General features: G+C 43.8%; 14 protein-coding genes. 6 read left to right on the top strand and 8 right to left on the bottom strand.

What is annotated here, in order from left to right; all coding sequences use genetic code 11:
* Positions 1-167 precede the first annotated feature (167 nt).
* The 3 genes from pdxH to A3G3_RS0102150 form a co-directional block, all read right to left on the bottom strand.
* Positions 168-824 carry a pyridoxamine 5'-phosphate oxidase gene (gene pdxH, locus A3G3_RS0102160; RefSeq protein ID WP_019518907.1) on the bottom strand — a complete coding sequence of 219 codons (657 nt, stop codon included), beginning with the start codon at positions 822-824 and terminating at the stop codon, positions 168-170.
* 29 nt (positions 825-853) lie between these two features.
* Positions 854-1879 (bottom strand): 50S ribosomal protein L3 N(5)-glutamine methyltransferase, encoded by a 1026-nt coding sequence (prmB, locus tag A3G3_RS0102155; protein ID WP_083908833.1) that lies wholly within the window; start codon positions 1877-1879, stop codon positions 854-856.
* Between the two features lie 323 nt (positions 1880-2202).
* Positions 2203-2952 (bottom strand): YebC/PmpR family DNA-binding transcriptional regulator, encoded by a 750-nt coding sequence (locus tag A3G3_RS0102150; protein ID WP_019518905.1) that lies wholly within the window; start codon positions 2950-2952, stop codon positions 2203-2205.
* A gap of 242 nt (positions 2953-3194) precedes the next feature.
* Here A3G3_RS0102150 and A3G3_RS0102145 point away from each other — a divergent pair, with 242 nt between their 5' ends.
* Positions 3195-4052, top strand: a complete 858-nt coding sequence (locus A3G3_RS0102145; protein ID WP_019518904.1) for an ion transporter — start codon at positions 3195-3197, stop codon at positions 4050-4052.
* Here A3G3_RS0102145 and A3G3_RS0102140 read toward each other — a convergent pair.
* On the bottom strand, positions 4049-5362 hold the full coding sequence (locus A3G3_RS0102140; RefSeq protein ID WP_019518903.1) for an ABC1 kinase family protein: 1314 nt from the start codon (positions 5360-5362) through the stop codon (positions 4049-4051). The genes A3G3_RS0102145 and A3G3_RS0102140 overlap by 4 nt on opposite strands.
* Positions 5363-5400: 38 nt before the next feature.
* Positions 5401-6339, bottom strand: coding sequence for a 4-hydroxy-3-methylbut-2-enyl diphosphate reductase (gene ispH / locus A3G3_RS0102135; RefSeq protein ID WP_019518902.1), 939 nt, complete (start codon positions 6337-6339; stop codon positions 5401-5403).
* A 134-nt stretch (positions 6340-6473) separates the two neighbouring features.
* Between ispH and gmk the strand changes: the two genes are divergently transcribed.
* From gmk to cysK, 3 genes are all read left to right on the top strand, one after another.
* On the top strand, positions 6474-7091 hold the full coding sequence (gene gmk / locus A3G3_RS0102125; RefSeq protein WP_019518900.1) for a guanylate kinase: 618 nt from the start codon (positions 6474-6476) through the stop codon (positions 7089-7091).
* 149 nt (positions 7092-7240) lie between these two features.
* Positions 7241-8095: an SDR family oxidoreductase gene (locus A3G3_RS0102120; protein WP_019518899.1), complete on the top strand. Its 855-nt coding sequence runs from the start codon at positions 7241-7243 to the stop codon at positions 8093-8095.
* A gap of 211 nt (positions 8096-8306) precedes the next feature.
* Positions 8307-9290 (top strand): cysteine synthase A, encoded by a 984-nt coding sequence (gene cysK, locus A3G3_RS0102110; RefSeq protein WP_019518897.1) that lies wholly within the window; start codon positions 8307-8309, stop codon positions 9288-9290.
* Positions 9291-9373: 83 nt separating this feature from the next.
* On the opposite strand, the gene A3G3_RS0102105 is transcribed toward cysK, so the two are convergent.
* From A3G3_RS0102105 to A3G3_RS14195, 3 genes are all read right to left on the bottom strand, one after another.
* Entirely contained in the window at positions 9374-10219 is an 846-nt protein-coding gene (locus tag A3G3_RS0102105; protein ID WP_019518896.1) for an OmpA family protein, read from the bottom strand.
* Positions 10220-10313: 94 nt separating this feature from the next.
* Positions 10314-16715, bottom strand: a complete 6402-nt coding sequence (locus tag A3G3_RS0102100) for a YadA-like family protein (RefSeq protein WP_156802074.1) — start codon at positions 16713-16715, stop codon at positions 10314-10316.
* Positions 16712-16813 (bottom strand): ESPR domain-containing protein, encoded by a 102-nt coding sequence (locus tag A3G3_RS14195; protein ID WP_019518894.1) that lies wholly within the window; start codon positions 16811-16813, stop codon positions 16712-16714. Before A3G3_RS14195 ends, A3G3_RS0102100 begins: the two co-directional genes overlap by 4 nt.
* A 388-nt stretch (positions 16814-17201) precedes the next feature.
* Here A3G3_RS14195 and A3G3_RS0102090 point away from each other — a divergent pair, with 388 nt between their 5' ends.
* Together A3G3_RS0102090 and katG are read left to right on the top strand one after the other, a co-directional pair.
* Complete coding sequence (locus A3G3_RS0102090; RefSeq protein ID WP_019518893.1) at positions 17202-17630, top strand: RNA-binding S4 domain-containing protein; 429 nt, start codon at positions 17202-17204, stop codon at positions 17628-17630.
* Positions 17631-17844: 214 nt separating this feature from the next.
* Positions 17845-20091 (top strand): catalase/peroxidase HPI, encoded by a 2247-nt coding sequence (gene katG / locus A3G3_RS0102085; RefSeq protein WP_019518892.1) that lies wholly within the window; start codon positions 17845-17847, stop codon positions 20089-20091.
* Positions 20092-20349 lie beyond the last annotated feature (258 nt).

Genomic DNA, 20349 nt, shown 5'->3' with positions numbered 1-20349 from the left:
AATTTTGTATCAAAATTTAATCATTCGTAAATTATTATACAATAATAAAATATTTTTTAATTTTTACTAAACTTTTAACATAAAAAACCTTTTTTACATTGGCATAAAATAGGTTTTTATCTTGGCAAAATTACAATTTACCAACATGATTTTTATAGCAACAAGTTTTAAGGTAATAAGCGTTGAATTTGCCAACCATTGTCGGTTTTTTGATAAACAATGCGGTCGTGCATCCGATTAGCTCGCCCTTGCCAAAATTCAATTTTCTCTACCGAAAGTTGATAGCCACCCCAATAATCTGGCAATGGAATCTCGCTGTTTTGGTATTGTTTGGCAAGTTGGGCAAATTTTTCGTTCATTATATCACGGCTAGGTACCCTGCCACTTTGCGGTTCACTCACCCATGCGGCAAGTTGACTGTCGGTTGGGCGACTGTGAAAATATTGGGCGGATTGTTCACGGCTTAGTCGGCTGACTGTACCTGTTAAGCGGATTTGTTGTTCCAAACTTGCCCAAAAAAACAAGGCTTCGGCATTTGGATTTTCCACTAAATCTTGCCCTTTTTGGCTGTCGTAATTGCTATAAAAAACCAACTGAATGTTGTCTGCGTTTGGTACAATTTCTCGCATTAGCAAAGTACGCACACTAGGTTTGTTATCCGCCCCACAGGTTGCTAATGAAAAGGCATAGGCTTCGCCTTGATAGGTGTCTAAGGCTTCGCTTACCCAGCGTTGTAACAACGGATACGGTGTGGTTGGCAAGTCACTTTCGTCAAGTTCGCCTTTTTCATAAGATAAGCGTTTGCCACTAAAATCAATAGACATGGTTCCTCCAGTTTAATAAAAAAATAGTATTAATTTAACTGCTCTACATAATGTTGAAAATAGTCACGATTTTCCATTAGCTCATCAAAATCAATCGCAAACACGCCACTACCACCATTAGCAAAGGTCAGCCAGTCAAACTGAATATCAGGATAGGCTTGGCGTAACGCCCATTCGCTATCACCGACTTCGCACACCAATAAGCCATCACGGGTCAGATATTCTGGGGCATGGTACAAAATCTGATGCACAATGTCCAACCCATCCTGCCCTGCTGCCAAGGCATGGTCTGGCTCATGCAAAAACTCAGGGGGTAAGTCCGCCATGGTCGCTGCGTCCACATACGGCGGATTGGTAACGATTAAGTCGTATTGATTTTCGGCAGGGATTTTCTCAAATAAATTTGACTCAATCAAATTCACTTGATGGGCGATATCTTCATGATATTCCACGTTGACACTCGCCACTTCCAACGCACTTTTGTCAATATCGCTAGCATCCACTTGTGCATCAGGAAAACGGCTCGCCAACGCAATACCGATACAGCCCGAACCTGTGCATAAATCCAAAATTCGTTCAGGTTGTGCCAACTGTTTTTCATACAGCCCATGTTGAAAAAATTTCGGCTCTTTTTTGCTACCGCTTAATTTTTCCACCAAATCATTGCTCTCAAAATACGGATAAAATTGTTGGCGAATAAGCTCGTTAATCGGCGAACGTGGAATAAGTACACGCTCGTCCACATAAAACGGTAAATCACAAAAATACGATAAATTTATCAAATAACTCAATGGCTTACGTTCAATAATCCGCCGTTGAAGCAAGGTTAACACTTCGGCTTTTTCGCTATCAGTCAAACGGCAATCCAAAATCTGCTCATCCGCCGACCAATCCAGTGACAAGGTATGTAACACAATCGCCGCCGCTTCTGCGAACACATCAGTCGTGCCTTGTGCCACCACCACGTCATATTCACGCAATTTACTAACGCAAAAACGGATAAAATCGCGAATGGTTTTTAACGATTGTATCGCTTCGTTAAATTCATTATCCATTTGTTCTAATGTATCATCATTTAATAAATTGGCAGTTTGAGTGGCATTTTCGTCAGCAATTTGGTTTAACAAATTATCAATGTTAATTGAACTGCTAGATAATTGTTGGTTTTCAACATGGCTGTTTTTAGTATTTAGGCTATCTAAATTAATCGGTGATTGCATAATCGTTCCATTTTTTTAACAAAATTTGGCTTATTATAAGCGATTTTGATAAATTTTACACGTCAAAATAAAAACAGGCTATAATGTATAACCTGTTTTATTTTTATTAAAAAATTTATTTAAATTTTATGTAACAAGTTCAACGCTTAGCGAGAAAATTACGCATCCAACTGTGCCATGACGTCATCGCTAAAATTCACATTGGTATAAACGTCTTGCACGTCATCTAAGTCTTCTAGCATATCAATCATTTTTAGGATTTTTTGGGCATCGTCAATGTTGGTAATGTCCGCCGTCGTGGATGGCGACATGGTAACTTCGGCATTGTCAGGCTTGATGCCTGCCACCTCCAAGGCATCCATCACCACCCCAAAATTTTCAGGCTCGGTGATAATCAACAAACTTTCACCATCATTTTCAATATCGCTCGCGCCTGCTTCTAAAGCGACTTCCATTAACATATCTTCTAGCGACACATCTGCCACACTAATCTCGCCACGTTTGCTAAACAAATACGCCACTGAACCTGATGTACCAAGGTTTCCACCATTTTTGCTAAAGGCATGACGCACATCGCCCACGGTACGGTTGACATTGTCGGTCATGGTTTCTACTAATACCGCCACACCGCCAATCCCGTACCCTTCATAGGTGATTTCTTCCATGTTGTCATTATCGCCACCGCCTGCACCACGCTCAATCGCACGTTTAATCACATCTTTGGTCATGTTGGCAGCATTGGCTTTTTCCAACACTGCTCGCAACCGTGGGTTGTTGGCAGGGTCTGGGTCGCCAGATTTGGCAGCCGAGACGATTTCACGGATAATTTTGGTAAAAATTTTGCCCTTAGCGGCGTCTTGTTTGGCTTTACGGTGTTTGATGTTTGCCCATTTGGAATGTCCAGCCATGTTGGATTCCTTATTTTTCAAAAGTGGTTAAAATAAAAAGTTGAATGTGATATTATAAACCGCTTTAGCCAATGATGTAAGGTTTTTTAGCAAAAATTTTGCGATTTTTTCGTTAAAAATTTGGTTAAACTTGTCTTCTTTAGCCAAGCACTCTCAATTTTAGCCAATTTCTATTGGTTGTTGATTGATAAATCAGATCGTCAAAACCCGTTAATCATCGTTCACTTTCCTTTGTTAATCTTATGAAAAAAATCCGAAATCGCCTGCCAAAAATCCACGATAAACCGCTGACTTTAGATGGTTTACGCCATGATATTCATGTGGTGATTGACGGCACGGACACGCCTATGGGCAAGTTGTTTGATATTGTGCTGTTGGTTGCAGTGCTAGCCAGCGTTACGGTGGTGATGCTTGATAGCGTATTAATCATGCGGATGCAGTATGGCAAATACTTTTTCTATGCAGAGTGGTTTTTTACTATTTTGTTTACGCTTGAGTATGCGTTGCGGTTGTTTTCCACACCCAATCGCTTGCGGTATATGCTGAGTTTTTATGGCATTGTGGATTTTTTAAGTATTTTACCAACTTATTTAAGTTTGTTATTTGGTGGGTTGCAATATTTGCTCGTGGTGCGGATTTTACGCTTGTTACGGGTATTTCGTATTTTAAAAATGGCGGATTATATGCAACAGGCGGGGTTTTTGACCATGGCGTTAAAAAGCAGTCGGCATAAAATCGTGGTGTTTTTTTTGGCGGTGATTATTTTGGTAACGATTTTTGGCTCGGTAGTGTATGTGGTGGAAGGGGCGGAAAATGGCTTTACCAGTATTCCTGTGAGTATTTATTGGGCAGTTGTAACCATGACTACGGTGGGTTATGGCGATATGTCACCCAAAACCCCCATTGGACAAGCGATTGCATCGTTTGTGATGATTATGGGTTATTCAATTATTGCTGTACCGACTGGGCTATTTACCGCTGAATTAACCAAAAATATGCGTCCGCAGTTACAGCCGATTAGCTGTCCAAATTGTGGCAAATTTGGACACGCAACCGAAGCAAAATTTTGTGATAGATGTGGGCATGATTTGCACGTTTAAGGCAATTTTTCTAAATGAATATATTCTTTCATCAGTATGCTTAAATCAATCGTAACGCCAAGATTAACCAAATTCCAATATTGCCCAGAAATGGTGCGGTCAAGCATCATGGTTTTTGGCGATGGTTGAAATTTTTGCCAATATTTTAGCGATTTTTTCGCTTCAGCGATAATTTCATGGTGCGTTTGGCTTTTGGCAAAATCATAAGGCTGATGCTGGCTCAAATTAAACAACTGAGTAAAGCCATACGGTTTTAAACCGATTTGTAACCAATCATCATAAAATTCTGCAGGCAAATTTTCAGGGTCTTTTTTCACACCAAGCGTTACCAAATCTTGCTCCACTGCCGTGACATCACCCGTTAAGCAATGAATGGCAAACCGCTCAAATAACGCCACTTCGTCATAACTATACGATTTAATCCCACCAAAATCATATGCCACCAGTGAACCGTCCGCCCGAAACGCAAAATTCCCCGGATGCGGGTCGCAATGCACACGGTACAATTTGAACAGTTGCCCTGCACTAAAACGAAATAGGTTTTTGGCAAGTTTTTGTTTGACCGCATTGTCCCAAGTGCTAGCAGTCTCTAGCTTTTCGCCCAACTCTTCAGATAAAGTTAACACACGTTTACTAGAATGGCTGTGAAACACTTTGGGAATGATAATACCGTCATCATCTTTGTGAAAATGGGCAAAAATCGCCAAATTTTGGGCTTCTTTGGTGTAATCCAATTCATCGTACAAACTATCACGGATTTCGGCAAAAATCTTGTCTTGCAATGCCTTATCCATGTTAATCACGCCTGCAATTTTTAACGCCATTCGCACTTGTTTTAGGTCGCTGCCAATGTTACTGTCAATCTCAGGATATTGTACCTTGACAACCACCGCTTCGCCTGTCGTCAGTATTGCTCTATGCACCTGCCCAATAGATGCTGATGCGAACGGCTGTTCATCAAAATGGTGAAATAGTTGCTCAAGCGGTTGTTTTAACTCATTTTCCACTTGTTTTTTAATCACCGCAAACGGCATCGGTGGGGCATCTTTTTGCAATTTTTCTAAGGCTTTGGCAACTTCAGGCGGAAACACATCTTTATATTGCGATGCGATTTGCCCAACTTTCATCACCGCCCCTTTCATTTCGCCAAGCGTGTCAGCGATTTGGATACCGACGCTTTGGAGCATTTCACTGCGAGATTTTTGGCGGTCTTCTTCTGAACCAACCAAGCTAGAAAGTGTGTGTTTTGTAGCTTTGGTAGCGATACTGGCGGTCATGCCTGCCAATTTTAAAAAGCGATTTGATGACATTTTTAGGCTCTATATTTTAAAAAAAACTATATGATTAATTAAGTATTTCGCAAACTTTTTGGCAAACTGAAAGTTACATTTTCTTCAATACCAGAGAGTTCTACAGGCTTTTCACCACCCCAAGACTGCAAGGTGTCTAGCACTTCTTGAATTAAAATTTCAGGGGCAGATGCACCTGCGGTAACACCCACCGACTTGACATTATCAAACCAAGCTTTATCCATTTGTGACGCATTATCAATCAAAAATGCCTTTGCCCCAAGTCGTTCGGCAAGCTCTCGCAAACGATTGGAATTACTTGAGTTTGGACTACCAACAACCAGTACAATTTCACAATTTTTTGCCAAATCTTTCACCGCATCTTGGCGGTTTTGGGTGGCATAACAGATATCGTCTTTGCGTGGGGCGTGGATTTTTGGGAATTTGTCCTTTAAGGCATCAATCACGCCTGCCGTGTCGTCCATAGAAAGCGTGGTTTGGGTAACAAACGCAAGCTCGCTATCGGTCGGTAAATCCAAATTTTCAACATCGTTCACATCTTCAATCAGATGAATTTTACCACCAAACTGCGTATCAAACCGTCCCATCGTGCCTTCCACTTCGGGGTGTCCTGCGTGTCCGATAAGGATTGCGTCCATGCCTGTTTTGGCAAATTTACCCACTTCAATATGCACTTTAGTAACCAAGGGGCAGGTGGCATCAAATACGGTCAAATCTCGCCTTTGGGCTTCATCTTCTACGGCTTTTGAGACGCCGTGGGCGGAAAAAATGACCACCGCACCGTCTGGCACTTCATCAAGCTCTTCCACAAAAATTGCCCCACGCCGTGCCAAATCTTCCACCACAAATTTATTATGCACCACTTCATGACGCACGTAGATAGGTGGGGAAAATCTTGCCAAACAAACGTTCACAATCTCAATGGCTCTATCCACACCGGCACAAAAACCACGGGGATTGGCGAGTAAAATTTGCATAATTATCTCTTTTTTTGTCAAAAATTTTGTTAATTTTACCCAAAAATCATAAAAATAACCACGTTAATTTATGGTAAAATAGTTTTTTCATCAATATTTCATCATGTTTACCCGAAAATAAAAAGGCAAAACCCATGACCCAAGGTACTTTATTTATCATCACCGCCGCCTCTGGCACAGGCAAAACCTCGCTTGTCAAACAACTCACCAACACCACCAATAACCTTGCCGTCAGCATTTCACATACCACCAGAACGCCACGTGTAGGCGAGATGAACGGTCAGCATTATCATTTTGTCAGTCGTGATGAATTTACCAAGATGATTAGCAATGCCGAATTTTTGGAATTTGCCGAAGTGTTTGATAACTTCTATGGCACATCGCAAAAATCTGTGGAATATATGCTCGAACACGGCACGGACGTTATTTTGGAGATTGATTGGCAAGGGGCGTTGCAAGTCAAAAAAATCATGCCCAAAGCGGTGATGATTTTTATTCTACCCCCCGACAAAAATGCCCTGCGTGAACGCCTCTCTAACCGTGGTCAAGACAGCGACGAAGTGATTAACAAACGCCTAGCAGGCTCAGTGCGTGAAATGCAACAATATTTGCACTTTGATTATGTGGTGATTAATGATAATTTTGACGTGGCACTTGCTGAAATTAAGGCAATTATTATCAGCCATCGCTTGACTCTTGACAAACAACAACAACGTCATCATAGCCGTATAACTCATCTTTTAACCCCTTAATTTGGGATAAGTGTTACATAAATTTTGCCAAAACTTATCCAAAATCTCACCAAAGACTTATCAACAAAACTCACGAGTTATTTTTTTAGCTCGTGAGTTTTTTTGCAAATTGTTATAATCTGTCTTTTTAAATTTTAATGGGCAATTATATGAAAAAACTTGAACAAGCATTTCAAAAAATTGATAAATATGGCAATTTTGTCACCAATAAACTGCTTAAACGCAAAGAATTAGCGAGTTTACAAGGCATTGGCAAAGGTAAAACCGTACTGATTACAGGGGCAAGTTCGGGAATTGGGGCGATGATGGCACGCCGTTTTGCCTATTTGGGTTATGATTTGGCAATTTGTGCCAGACGTGAAGCACGTTTAAACCAATTAAAACAAGAAATTGAAAGCCAATTTTCTGTTAAAGTGACAGTAAAAACCCTTGATGTTACTGATTATGAACAAGTGTTCGTTATTTTTGAAAAATTTGCCAGTGAATTGGGCAAAATTGACCGTGTTGTGGTTAATGCAGGGGTTGGCGACAGCCGTGTTATTGGACATGGGCGTTTTGAAACCAACCGCAAGACCGCCGAAACTAATTTTATCAGTGCCTTGGCTCAATGCGAAGCGGGTATGAAAATTTTTCGCCGTCAAAATAGTGGGCATTTGGTAGTAATTTCGTCCATGTCGGCGGTGCGTGGTTTGCCACGTCATTTAACGACGTATGCCGCCGCCAAAGCAGGATTGGCAAGCCTTGCCGAAGGCATCCGTGCCGATATGTTAAACGAAAAATTACCGATTAAAGTCAGCACGATTTACCCCGGTTACATCCGCACCGAGCTGAACATCGGGGCGAAATATCTACCATTTGAAAGCAGTGAAGAAGACGGCGTAGAAGCGATTGTGCAAGCGATTGAAGCCTATGTAGATGAAGCCTATGTCCCTGCATGGCCGTGGTTACCGATTGGCATTGGTATGAAAACCTTACCGTTAAGATTAATTGTTAAGTTTTTATAACTTTTTATTTTGATAAAAATTGTTAAAAAACCTGGCTAAAATTTGCTTAAAATTTTGGCATAAGTTAATTACAAATGATAATAGAAAAATTTTGCCAATTTTTGTAAAATACAAAGGTATTACGTTGGTTGTGATGCCTTTTCTTTTTTTATCATTGGGTTTTACAACCAATTTTTATCCGTTAAAACAAATAATTTATTAAGGAAAAATTATGAGTAATCTCACCAGTACGACTATTTTTGATAATAATGCCGATGCCATTGGCAATACACCACTCGTCCGCCTAAACCGCCTGATGCCACAAGGTGTCACCGTTTTGGCAAAAATTGAAAGCCGAAATCCTGCCTTTTCAGTAAAAGACCGTATCGGTGCAGGTATGATTAGCGATGCCGAGCAATCAGGCAAACTCAAGGCAGGTATGCACATCGTTGAGCCAACTAGCGGAAATACAGGCATTGCGTTAGCATTCGTCGCCGCCGCCAAAGGCTATCCGATTACCCTAACCATGCCGTCATCGATGAGCATGGAACGCCGAAAAGTGTTGACCGCATTGGGGGCGAATTTGGTGTTGACCGAGCCAGCTCTTGGCATGAAAGGTGCGGTAGAAAAAGCCCAAGAAATCGCCAATAGCGACCCTAGCAACTATTTTTTACCGCAACAATTTGACAATCCTGCTAACCCTGCCACCCACGTCAAGACCACCGCTCCTGAGATTGACAACGCCACAGGTGGCAAGATTGATGCGTTCGTAGCAGGTGTGGGTACAGGCGGTACGGTGTCTGGCGTGGCAAAATATTTTAAAGACAAAGGGCAAAATATCCATGTGGTTGCCGTTGAACCTGCAGAGTCACCCATTATCGCCCAAGCGTTAAAAGGTGAAAATTTAACCCCCGGCTCACATAAAATCCAAGGCATTGGGGCGAATTTTATCCCAAAAAATTTGGCATTAGAGCTACTAGATGAAGTGATTGGCGTCACCAGCGATGATGCGTTGGCATGGGCAAGACGTGCGATGACCGAAGAAGGGATTTTGTGCGGCATTTCTTGCGGTGCGGCGTTAAAAGCTACTTATGACTTAGCAATCCGTCCAGAATATCAAGGGAAAACCATTGTCGTGGTACTTCCTGACGGTGGCGAGCGTTATTTGTCAAGCGTGTTGTTTGACGGTGTATTTACAGGGGAAAATTTTGCCTAAACACTTGGTTTAACCAAGTTTTGACAAAACAAATAAAGTGGCTAAATCGATTAGCCACTTTTTATTTTATTTAAACCAATAAATTAGTAAACCGATACTTGTACTTCAACACGGCGGTTTGGTTGTAAGCAGTCAATCGTTACTTTTTTATTGCTATTGTCCGCACATTGTTTGACAGGTTGGGTTTCGCCTGCACCTGTCGCCCAGATTGATCCTGCATCCACGCCACGCAAAACCAAGTAACTACGTACGGTTTGAGCCCGCAATAACGACAAATTCATGTTATACATATCATCGCCAAAACGGTCAGTATACCCTGTTACCATGACTTGTAAGCGACCTTTTTTGCTGTATTCGGCAAGTTTTTGTGCTAACGCATCAAGCTCTGGTTTACCTTTTGGTAGCATATCTTGGGTTTTGAATTTGTCAAAATAGAACAAGGCATCGGCAGACAGATTAATTTTTTCATTGATAATTGGCGTTCCAACGACGGCTGGTAGGACTGGATTGTCCGGTTGCAATGGCTTAACATAATTCACACAGTCAGCAGGTTTCCAGTAGAATTCTTGACCTTTGTAATCTTTGTCAAAAATTACCTTATATTGACAAATTTGCACGCTTTCGTCAGGATGGTAAAATTTCATGATGTAGTCCCACTCACGCGCGTGTTGGGCTTCGCTAAAATGTGGGCGACCGATAAGCTGATAAAGTTCGTCTTTGCCAACGCCTGCACGGATTTTGGCAAGGTTTTCGCTATTTGGAAATTGACCGTCTTTTTGCCAAGCATCATCCAGTTCTGGGAATGTGATGTCTTCGTGTTGCACACGTCCGTCATCGCTGATATTTCGGCTTAAATGTTTGGTTCCCATACAACCTGCTAACGCTAACGCAGAAAGACTTAAGACAGCAAACTGTTTGATTTGTTTCATCATTTTTCCTAAATTTGTTAAAGTTATTTAAAAATTCTTTATCGCAAAACGCAATAAATTTTTATTCATTACGTTTTGCAAGTTTTATCACAAATTACCAGTGGAAACCTGCACCCACTGCCCCACCTGCGTTGCCTTGGCTATCAGCTGTACCGTTGACTTTGATAACCCAACGACCGTTATCTGATAGTTTTGAGATACCAACCGCAACTGCACCTTGACCGTTGTAGCTTGCCATACCGCCTGAAATCATAGATTTACCTGGTAGGTAGGCTTGTGGTAAAGCGGCGGTTGCCATGGCGGCTGAAATACCTGCGTTGGCGTTATTTTCAATGTCGCCTAGGCGATAACCTAGCTGGTTGATATTATTGTTAATATCGCCAATCGCACCTTGCAAATCACTCACATTCACGGCATTATTCAGGGTGTCACCTGATGCTAGATTAATACGGTCTAGTGTGCTTAAGTTTGCATTGTTTGGTTGAACATCACGCAAACCACTTGCCACGTTGGTGATTTGGACAGACTGTAGATTACCTTGTGCATCATTCGTGCCGACCATTTTAACGGTATTTGTCGCTGTTGATGTATCGCCTGCGGTGTTATTACCACCTATATAAGCCATTGGACTATCAACTTTGATTTCACCCACATTGGTTACACTAACTTTCGTACCTTGACCATTGACAAAAGTATTGCCTTGACCTTCGTTTTTGGTTTCACCATTGATAGTTTTATCACCATTTACCGTGATAAGACCGCCTGTGCCACCGCCAATTGCACTGACGGTATAAATGGTTTCCCCATTAGCACCTGTTTTGCTAGTCACATTGACGTTATTACCTGCTTCTACTTTGGTTAGTTGTCCAACGGTCGCTACGTCAGTTGGGGTCTCGCCTTTGCCAACGTTGGTAATTTTTTTGCCACCATTGTCAATACCATTTTTGCTGATATTCACGGTATCGCCTACTTTAACAGTTTTAAACTCAGCATCATCTTTGGTAGCAATGCTGATTTTATTAGCCGTTTGGCTAATGGCAATATTTTTACCTGCATCAACGGTAATCGTTTCGCTTGGGTTAATCAGCTCATTGGTCGTACCAGTAACTGTACCTGCTGATGCCGATGTGGTTAGGTTAAAGCCAGAGTTGTTGATGGCGTTGGCGACAGTTTGGGCATTAACTAAGGCATTTGGCAATGCTGGCGTTTCTACTTTGCCTGCCGCATCATTTTTCAAAGGAGAAACAATCGCAGAGATTACATCGCCTTCAACTTTGATGGTTTTATCATCACCTTCAACTGGATTACCATTTTGACCTGCGGTATTCATAGGAATATTGATGGTATACATTGTGTTACCGTCTGCATCAGTACCACCTACAGCTTTTTTGCCATTAACGGTCAAATTGTTGTAGTTCGCATCGTACTTGACATTGCTTACCAGGCCATTACTGTCAACAACAGCCGTTGTACCTTTACCATCGACAAAGTTTACCGTGTCATATGGCTTGACAAAGTCCTTGGCTGTATCGTTATTTTGCAAGTTAAAGCCTGCGTTTAGTACATCGCCTACGGTGGCGGCGTTGGTTAATTGCTCAGGTGTGCTTCTTGGTGGTGCAACATTGGTGGTCGGTGCATCGCCTACACTGGTGGTGGTCGGCAAGTTTGGTGCAAGACCGTTGAAAGTCGAACCGTTCATGTTGATAGCAGAAATTGGGGCTTTTCCTTCAGCAACATTCACTGGCATGGTGGCTGTCGCTGGAGTCATGTTTACCAAAGTATTGCCAGCACCGACTTTTAAGCCTTCAGTTGCGGTAACTTGCTTAAATTTAGGTTTTTCAACAAATTTTACCACCAAAGTATTGTCAGGCGTTGCCTCGACATAAGTGTTTTTGTCAGAAACCTCTGTACCATCGTTGCCACCTTTCACAACTAACTGCGTACCCAAATTCCGATGTAAATTCACCGTGCCGTTGTTGCCTGTAAAGTTCAAGCCCTCGGCAACCAACGCATTTGCAGTTTTGGCTACAGTGTCACCAGTGACTAAAGCATCTGGCTTTTCAGCGGTAAATACTGGAGCCGCATTGTCTTCAGGTGTGCCTACTTGGGTTACATCACCAGTAACCGCTTTAACCACATTGTTATCAACAGCAACACTAACATTGTCGCCAGTAACATTGGCTGGGTTGGTCGGCGTGGTCGGTGTAGGCACGGGGTTGGTGCCACCAGTTGCTACGGTAAAGTTGTAAATCGGATTACCGTTTGCATCTTTTTTGCCAGAATCTACCGCTGCCACCCCATTTACAGTCAAATTGCTGTAATTGGTGTCGTACTTGATTTTGCTGACTTCGCCTTTGCCGTCAGTTTCAACAACAGCCGTTGTGCCAGCACCATTGATAAAGTTCAAAGTGTCGTATGGCTTGACAAAATCACGTGGTGCATTGTTGTTTTGCAAGTTAAAGCCAGCATTTAACACATCGCCTAGCGTTGCTGCGTTAGTAGTCACTGGAGCCACTGGAGTGGTGCCTGCTGTGGTATTTACAGGCAAAGTGGTGTTTAGACCGCTAACCACACCCGCTGCGATAGTGGTATCGCCCACTTTTAGACTACCTGCATTGCCCAAGTCCACGTTATTGTTTAATGAATAGGTAAATTCTTGACCATTTTGCTTAATGTCAAGGTTATCGCCTGCAATGAATTTCACAGTTTCAGACGGTTTAACCAATTCAGTGCTCTCAGTGCCTGACTGCTTGCCAGAACCTGTGTTGCCTGAAGTCACATTAAAGCCAGAATTGTTGATGGCATTGGCAATATCACCTGCGGTCGCCAATTTCTTGGCATCATCGCCTTGCGGTACAACCACCGAACCTGCATTTGGTTTGCCTTCAGCAGCATTGGTTAATGGTGTGGTGTTCACGACAAATTGACCATTTTCCACATTAGTTGTGATGTTATCACCTTTTGGCTGAACGGTAGAGATTTGGCTACCTGCGATATCGCTTGGGTCTACTTTGGTGCCATCAGCTTTGACATACTCACCAGCCTCATTTTTGGTCACAACATCACCGGCTTTGGTCACATAAGTGATTTGCGTGGTGGTGCCATCAGCTTTGATATCGTACTTGATTTTGCTGACTTTACCATCTGTATCAGTTTCAACAACGGCGGTCGTGCCTTGACCATCAACAAAGTTTAGCGTGTCAAATGCTTTGACAAAGTCCTTGGCGGTATTGTTATTTTGCAAGTTAAAGCCAGCATTTAACACATCGCCTAACGTTGCTGCATTACTCATTTGTAGTGCTGTCACAGTTGGAATTGGCTGTGATTGGGTCACTTCAACTGGCTGACGTTCAAAAGTGGTGGTGCTATAAGTCGGTGCCAAGTTTTGCGCAAGACCGGTGAAAGTCGCACCATGGGTATTAATAGCAGGGACTTCTGGCACATCGTTTGCCACGCCCACAGGAGTTGTGGTGTTGGTGGTGACCAAATTGACAGCTGGCTCGTTTTTATTGGTAGGATTACCGCCTAAAGTGATACCGCCAGTAAAGGTTGGGGCATCAACGGTAGCAATGCTGATGTTGGTGCCATCTTGTTTGATTTTGATGTTTTTACCCGCATCCACAATCACGGCTTTGCCTGCACTGATAAGCTCATCGCTTGTGCCTGCCACTTCGCCATCGCTAGCAGAGGTGGTCAGGGTAAAGCCTGCACTGTTGATGGCATTGGCAATGTCACCTGCATTGACAAGTTTGCCTGCGTCATTGATATTATTGAGCGTTACAGCCCCTGTTTTGGTGGGAGCAAGCGTTGTTGTGTTGGCGGTAAGTTTTCGGTCAGGGGTTGTTGTGATACTGGTGCCATCGGTTTCAATATCTACTTGAACTTCGCTTATCAAACCATCAGAGGTAACAGACACACTTGTGCCTTTGCCATCAATGAAATTAACATTATTGGCGTGGGTGATGGCATCTACATCTGTGCCATTGTTTTGGATGTTCCAACCTGCATTTATTACATCGCCGACTGTTGCGGCGTTGTTTTTCTTCTCAGCAAGATTGGCAACACTGTTGGCGGTGGGTTGCTTGTCATCAACATCGTTAACATCAGCCAAGTTAGCTTGAATGTTTGTCAAGGTCATTGGTGTGGTGGTTGAGTTGCCACCGTTATTCAAGCTTGCAATCACATCAGTAGGAGCGACAGCAGTTACACCATTGGTTGGTTCGCCTTTTGCATCAAGGGGCGTGCCTGCTGGGTAGAAGTTGCCATTTGGTGATTTGATGAGTTTGCCACCGTCTTTACTGGTGTAGACCACAGGCATTTGCTCTAGCGTGCCTTTGGCAACCAAATATAGCTGTGAGCCGTTAATCGCATCGGTAGAAGTGGCTGAGATTTCCCCTGCTGCCACATTCATCACACAGCGTTCTTGACCTGCCGAGCCGACAGATACTGCACCATTAGCCGTTGCACCTGCAAAGTTACCATAGGTTACGCCATTGACTGTGCCGTCGATTACTGTGCCTGTATCGCCTGCGGTGGTAGTTGTGCCTGCTACACCTTCTTTATCTAGATTTTTTGTACCGACTGCTGCACCTTTAGCGATGGTGCTATCATTGCCTAGATAGACAGAATTTGCGACCGTTGCGTTTATGCTGTCAATCGGCGTAATGCCGTCTGCTTGTGTACCAATACCACTACCTAGTACATAAGTATCTGATGTGCTGATGTAGTTATTGTTACCTATTGCACGAGAGTTATTGACAGCTTGCGTGACTACAAGAGCGTTGGCGGTCTGCAGTTTTTTAACGCCATTAACATCTTGATAAGTAGCGGTTGCACCAATTTGGTTGTTGTTACCGAATGCACCGACATTGGTGGAAGTACTGCCCACAGCGTTATCGTTACCGACGGTGTATGAACCTGCACCTGCGATGATAGACGGATCACCGATGGCACCTGCGTTGTTCGCAGTTACACGGTTTTTGGTACCGATAGAGATGCTGTTCACACCTGTGGCGGTCGCACCCGTACCGATGGCGATGGCGTTGGTGGCGTCGGCACTATTGACATTGGCGTCTGTACCGATGGCGACAGAGTTTTTACCTTTGGCAACGGCACCTTGGGCATATAGCTTACTGTTACTGAATATTCTGTCATTACCAGTTCCATCTAATGACTGGATACGATCGTCTTGTTTTTCACCCGTGCTACCGATGGCGATGGCACCCACGCCTGAAGCTTCGGCACTACCACCGACGGCGACGGCGTTGTTAGCCGTACCACGGGCATAAGCACCGAGTGCGACGGTGGTGTTAGCGGTGATTTCTGAACCTGCCATTTTACCGATGGCGATGTTGTCCGAGCCTGTAACACGGTTACCTGCAAGGATGAGTGATGAGAAGTTATCATGCCCTGTAACATTATTACCTGTGCCTACACCCATGGCGTAGTTGGTATTACCTTTGACAGCTCGACCTGCCTGTCTGCCGATGGCGACATTTTCTGTGCCGCTAGATGTGGTAGTTGAGCCTGTACCTGCTTCAAAACCGATGGCGACACCGTGCGTGTTGGCATTCACACCCACACCTGCCCTATTACCGATGGCGACCATGTTCTGGCTACCTGCATTGGCGGCATAACCCAAGGCAACAGATGTCGCACCTGTGGCATCGGCGTGGTAGCCGATGGCGGTGGCACGGTTAGCATTTGCAACGGTATTGGCACCGATGGCGATGGTGTCGTTTACTCCGCCGATGTTGGCTGCATTGCCTGCCTGAGCGTTATTACCAAGAGCGATGGCGTTACGACCAGTTGCGGTGGCTACAAAGCCTTGTGCCATGGCAGCACCGTATTTTTCGCCTGTAACAAGGCGTTTTTTTTGTTCTTCACTGGTGGCTTTCGCTAGCTCTTCTGCGGTGGCGGTTGAGCGAACTATTGCCTTGGCAGAGCCACCGATGGCGATGTCGCCCATAGTGTTGGCTGTGCTGCTTACGCCGATGGCGATGGCAGCGGTGGCAGGGTCGGCAGGGGTCAGAGATACTTGACCACGAATAGTCTGACTTGTAAACACTCCTGTTTGTGCCCCATTATCCATAGCGATAGAGTCTTGACCATTGGCTCGGGCATTACTGGCGATGGCCGTTGAATTGCTGTAACTGGCTGTGGCTTTGTAACCCAGTGCCACAGCTTCTGTGGGCTGAATATTACCAATAACAACAGTTTTAGCAAAGCTACCCACCGCAGTACTTTTTGCTCCTAAAGCCTCAGCAGTATTACCGACAGCGGTGCCATTCTTCTCTGCCTTACTAGCCTTACCTAATATCGCTCTGTCTTGATTATCTTCAGCATAAAAACCAATATCTCTACCACTAATAGTGATGTGGTCAATGCTGCCTGCCGTAATCACTTCTGCCCATGCCCCTTGTGCCATGATTAGGCTCATCACGAGCGTTGATAGCTTGAATATGCCTGATCTTGGGCGTGCCACTTGACCTATCACACTGCCTGATGAAGATTTGCGTGTCCACGAGCATACTCTGCAACGGCTGTAAATGTATTGGTCGCTTTATTAAAGACGATTTTGTAGATGTGGTTCATAAAAAATCTCCTTCACCCTGTTAATGGATTTATTGAAAACTTAAGACTGCCAAATGCCAATCATGTACGCAAAAAATGTACCATATGTCTTTACATTGATAAATATATATTAAAAAACAAGATAAAATGCAAAAAAATATAACTAATATACAAATTAGTAACATATTTTATCATAATTACCTTTTGTCCTAAACATTTTACCATTTATAATTTTTTTTACTACTTTGGAAAAAATAAAATTATTTAGCAGTCGTTAACATTCTCATTACAAACAGCCACATAACAGAAAGCTACAAAAAATTTACCAAAATGCTTGCATAAAATTTGTCAAGATTTGCTAAGATATGACAAAATTTGTCAGTAAAATACTAAAAAATAAGGAATTAAAATGCCAACAAAAACCGAGCAATCCACCCAAAATCCACCCAAAATCCGCCTTGATAAATGGCTATGGGCATCACGCTTTTACCGCACTCGCACCCTTGCCAAACAAGCAATTGAAGCGGGTCGTGTACATTTTGGCGGACATCGTGTTAAAGTCAGCAAGGAGGTTGCGGTTGGTGATGAGCTGACTATTCGCCAAGGTTCTGTGACAAATTACACCCAAAAAACCGTGAAAGTCCTAGCCCTATCTGAAGTGCGTGGCAATGCGACTGTCGCCAGTACGCTGTACACAGAAACGGACGAAAGTATCGCCCAGCGTGCGTATTTTAATGAGCAAAAAAAGCTGGCAAATCTCGCCCGCCCCGACCATAAGCCCAATAAAAAACAACGACGTCAACTGGATAAGCTAAAACAGCAAGATCAAGTATATTGATTGATTTTTTTAATTAAAATATTTAAATTATTTGATTTTTTTAATTTAAAAAATTAAACCAAAACATAAAATTATTATATTTTACTCAACTAAAAAGAAAATTTATAATCAAGCCATGCACTAAGTTCAACACTTAGTCACGCTTGCTGATACAGCAAGGATCTAAACTCAACCGACTTTAGCTAACTTTTTTATCCAAAAAAAGGAAATCAACATGAAACAAGACATCGTCCTAGACGAACTCAATGACAGCCAAAAGCCCTTTGCCCCACAGCACGGTGGCGGTTGCCCATTCCACGGTAGCAACACCAAAGACGGCGAAAAGCCAATGGCGTGGTGGCCAAAGGCCCTAAACCTTGACATTTTGCACCAACACGACAAAAAAGTAAACCCACTGGGCGAAGATTTTGATTACGCACAAGAACTCAAAAAATTGGATGTGGATGCGCTAAAAAAAGACTTAGAAGAAGTTTTGCGTAACAGCCAAGACTGGTGGCCTGCTGACCACGGCTACTATGGCGGTTTGATGGGTCGTTTGGCGTGGCACTCAGCAGGTAGCTACCGTGCAGCAGACGGAAGAGGCGGTGCCAACACAGGCAATATCCGCTTTGCTCCCCTAAACTCTTGGCCAGACAACGCAAACCTTGACAAAGCACGCCGTCTATTACAGCCTATCAAACAAAAATATGGCAACAAAATCTCGTGGGCGGATTTGATTGTATTGGCTGGCACAATGGGCTATGAAGCGGCTGGTCTTAAAACTTTTGGTTTTGCCTTTGGTCGCAAAGACATTTGGCACCCAGAAAAAGACACCTACTGGGGCAGCGAAAAAGAATGGCTTGCCAAAACAGGCTCAGAGGGCAACCGTTGGTCTGGCGACCGTGATTTGCAAAACCCACTGGCAGCGGTAATGATGGGTCTGATTTACATCAACCCAGAAGGCGTGGACGGCAACCCTGACCCAATCGCCACCGCGCGTGATATGAAAATCACCTTTAAGCGTATGGGCGTAACCGTAGAAGAAACCGTTGCCCTTGTGGCAGGTGGACACACCATCGGTAAGCACCACGGTAACGCAGACGCCAGTAAAGTCGGTGCAGAGCCTGAGGGTGCGGACATTGCCGATCAAGGCTTGGGTTGGAAAACCGATGCCAAAGATGTTGCCAAAATCACCTCAGGCATTGAAGGGGCGTGGACAACCAACCCTGACCGTTGGGACAATGAGTTTTTTAAATTGTTGTTCAAATACGAAGACAAATTTGTCAATGTCAAATCGCCAGCAGGGGCTCATCAATGGGAACCGTCTGAAATGGACATCGAGGATATGCCAGCTGACCAAAACGACCCGTCTATCAAATGCAAAATCACAATGAATGACGGCGATATGGCACTTATCAAAGACCCAGAATACCGTGCGATTTCTGAAAAATTCTTGAACGACCAAGCGGCGTTTGACGATGCCTTTGCACGTGCGTGGTTCAAACTAACCCACCGTGATATGGGACCAAAATCTCGCTATCAAGGACCACTTGTGCCATCTGAGGATTTGATTTGGCAAGACCCAATCCCTGCCCCCAAATATGTGCCAACCGCTGATGAGATTAACTCTTTAAAAGAAAAAATCTTGGCATCTGATTTGAGCATTGGCGAGCTTGTGGCAACCGCTTGGGACAGCGCTCGCACTTTCCGTGGGTCGGACTATCGTGGTGGTGCCAACGGTGCAAGAATTCGCCTAGCACCCCAAAAAGACTGGGTGGGCAACGAGCCAGAGCGTCTACAAAAAGTGCTAGGCATACTTGAAGGCATTCAAAAAACCTTTGCTGATGACAACGCTGGTAAAGAAGTCTCAATGGCGGATTTGATTGTATTGGCAGGCACAGTAGCCGTTGAAAAAGCGATTAAAGACGCAGGGCTTGATGTAGCAGTGCCATTTGATGCAGGGCGTGGCGATGCAGTACAAGAGATGACCGATGCCGAGAGCTTTGAGTACTTAAAGCCAGTTCACGACGGTTTTAGAAACTTCCAAGAAGCCCACTATGCCCCACAACCAGAAGAGCTTTTGCTTGACCGTGCACAGCTTTTGGGCTTGACAGCGGTGGAAATGACCGTGCTTGTGGGTGGTTTGCGTGTATTGGGTGCTAACTTTGAAGGCAACAAGCACGGCGTGTTTACCGACAAAGTGGGCGTGCTAAGTAACGACTTTTTCCGTAACCTTGTGGATATGAACTACACTTGGGAGCCAACAGGTCGCAACAGCTACAACATCAATGAGCGTAAATCTGGCGAAACCAAATTTACCGCCACTCGTGTGGACTTGGTATTCGGTTCAAACTCAATCTTGCGTGCCTATGCCGAGCTATATGCCCAAGACGACAGCCGTGAGAAGTTTGCTCGTGACTTTGTCAAAGCGTGGACAAAAGTAATGAACGCCGACCGTTATGACCTAGGCTACAACTGCTAATTGCGTTACCGTTAGTTTGTTCTAAAAAACACTCCCGATTGGGGGTGTTTTTTTATCGGCAAGCCGTAAATTTTATGCTAAAATAGTTGCTAAATAACCTTGCTCAAATTTTTTTATAAAATACACATAAAATGATTGCAAATCAATTTACCATCCTTATAATGTTCAGCCGTTCAGCCGTTCAGCCGTTCAGCCGTTCAGCCGTTCAGCCGTTCAGCCGTTCAGCCGTTCAGCCGTTCAGCCGTTCAGCCGTTCAGC

It is taken from the genome of Moraxella boevrei DSM 14165 (assembly GCF_000379845.1).
GTDB classification, from domain to species: Bacteria; Pseudomonadota; Gammaproteobacteria; order Pseudomonadales; family Moraxellaceae; genus Faucicola; species Faucicola boevrei.
Note: the sequence above shows the minus strand (reverse complement) of the source record. Positions and strands in the feature narration are given on the sequence as shown.

What these genes read in the sequence shown, in the direction of transcription:
- pdxH (WP_019518907.1), bottom strand. Translation starts at nt 824, where the DNA reads ATGTCTATTGATTTTAGTGGCAAACGCTTATCTTATGAAAAAGGCGAA.
- prmB (WP_083908833.1), bottom strand. Translation starts at nt 1,879, where the DNA reads ATGGATAATGAATTTAACGAAGCGATACAATCGTTAAAAACCATTCGC.
- A3G3_RS0102150 (WP_019518905.1), bottom strand. Translation starts at nt 2,952, where the DNA reads ATGGCTGGACATTCCAAATGGGCAAACATCAAACACCGTAAAGCCAAA.
- A3G3_RS0102145 (WP_019518904.1), top strand. Translation starts at nt 3,195, where the DNA reads ATGAAAAAAATCCGAAATCGCCTGCCAAAAATCCACGATAAACCGCTG.
- A3G3_RS0102140 (WP_019518903.1), bottom strand. Translation starts at nt 5,362, where the DNA reads ATGTCATCAAATCGCTTTTTAAAATTGGCAGGCATGACCGCCAGTATC.
- ispH (WP_019518902.1), bottom strand. Translation starts at nt 6,339, where the DNA reads ATGCAAATTTTACTCGCCAATCCCCGTGGTTTTTGTGCCGGTGTGGAT.
- gmk (WP_019518900.1), top strand. Translation starts at nt 6,474, where the DNA reads ATGACCCAAGGTACTTTATTTATCATCACCGCCGCCTCTGGCACAGGC.
- A3G3_RS0102120 (WP_019518899.1), top strand. Translation starts at nt 7,241, where the DNA reads ATGAAAAAACTTGAACAAGCATTTCAAAAAATTGATAAATATGGCAAT.
- cysK (WP_019518897.1), top strand. Translation starts at nt 8,307, where the DNA reads ATGAGTAATCTCACCAGTACGACTATTTTTGATAATAATGCCGATGCC.
- A3G3_RS0102105 (WP_019518896.1), bottom strand. Translation starts at nt 10,219, where the DNA reads ATGAAACAAATCAAACAGTTTGCTGTCTTAAGTCTTTCTGCGTTAGCG.
- A3G3_RS14195 (WP_019518894.1), bottom strand. Translation starts at nt 16,813, where the DNA reads ATGAACCACATCTACAAAATCGTCTTTAATAAAGCGACCAATACATTT.
- A3G3_RS0102090 (WP_019518893.1), top strand. Translation starts at nt 17,202, where the DNA reads ATGCCAACAAAAACCGAGCAATCCACCCAAAATCCACCCAAAATCCGC.
- katG (WP_019518892.1), top strand. Translation starts at nt 17,845, where the DNA reads ATGAAACAAGACATCGTCCTAGACGAACTCAATGACAGCCAAAAGCCC.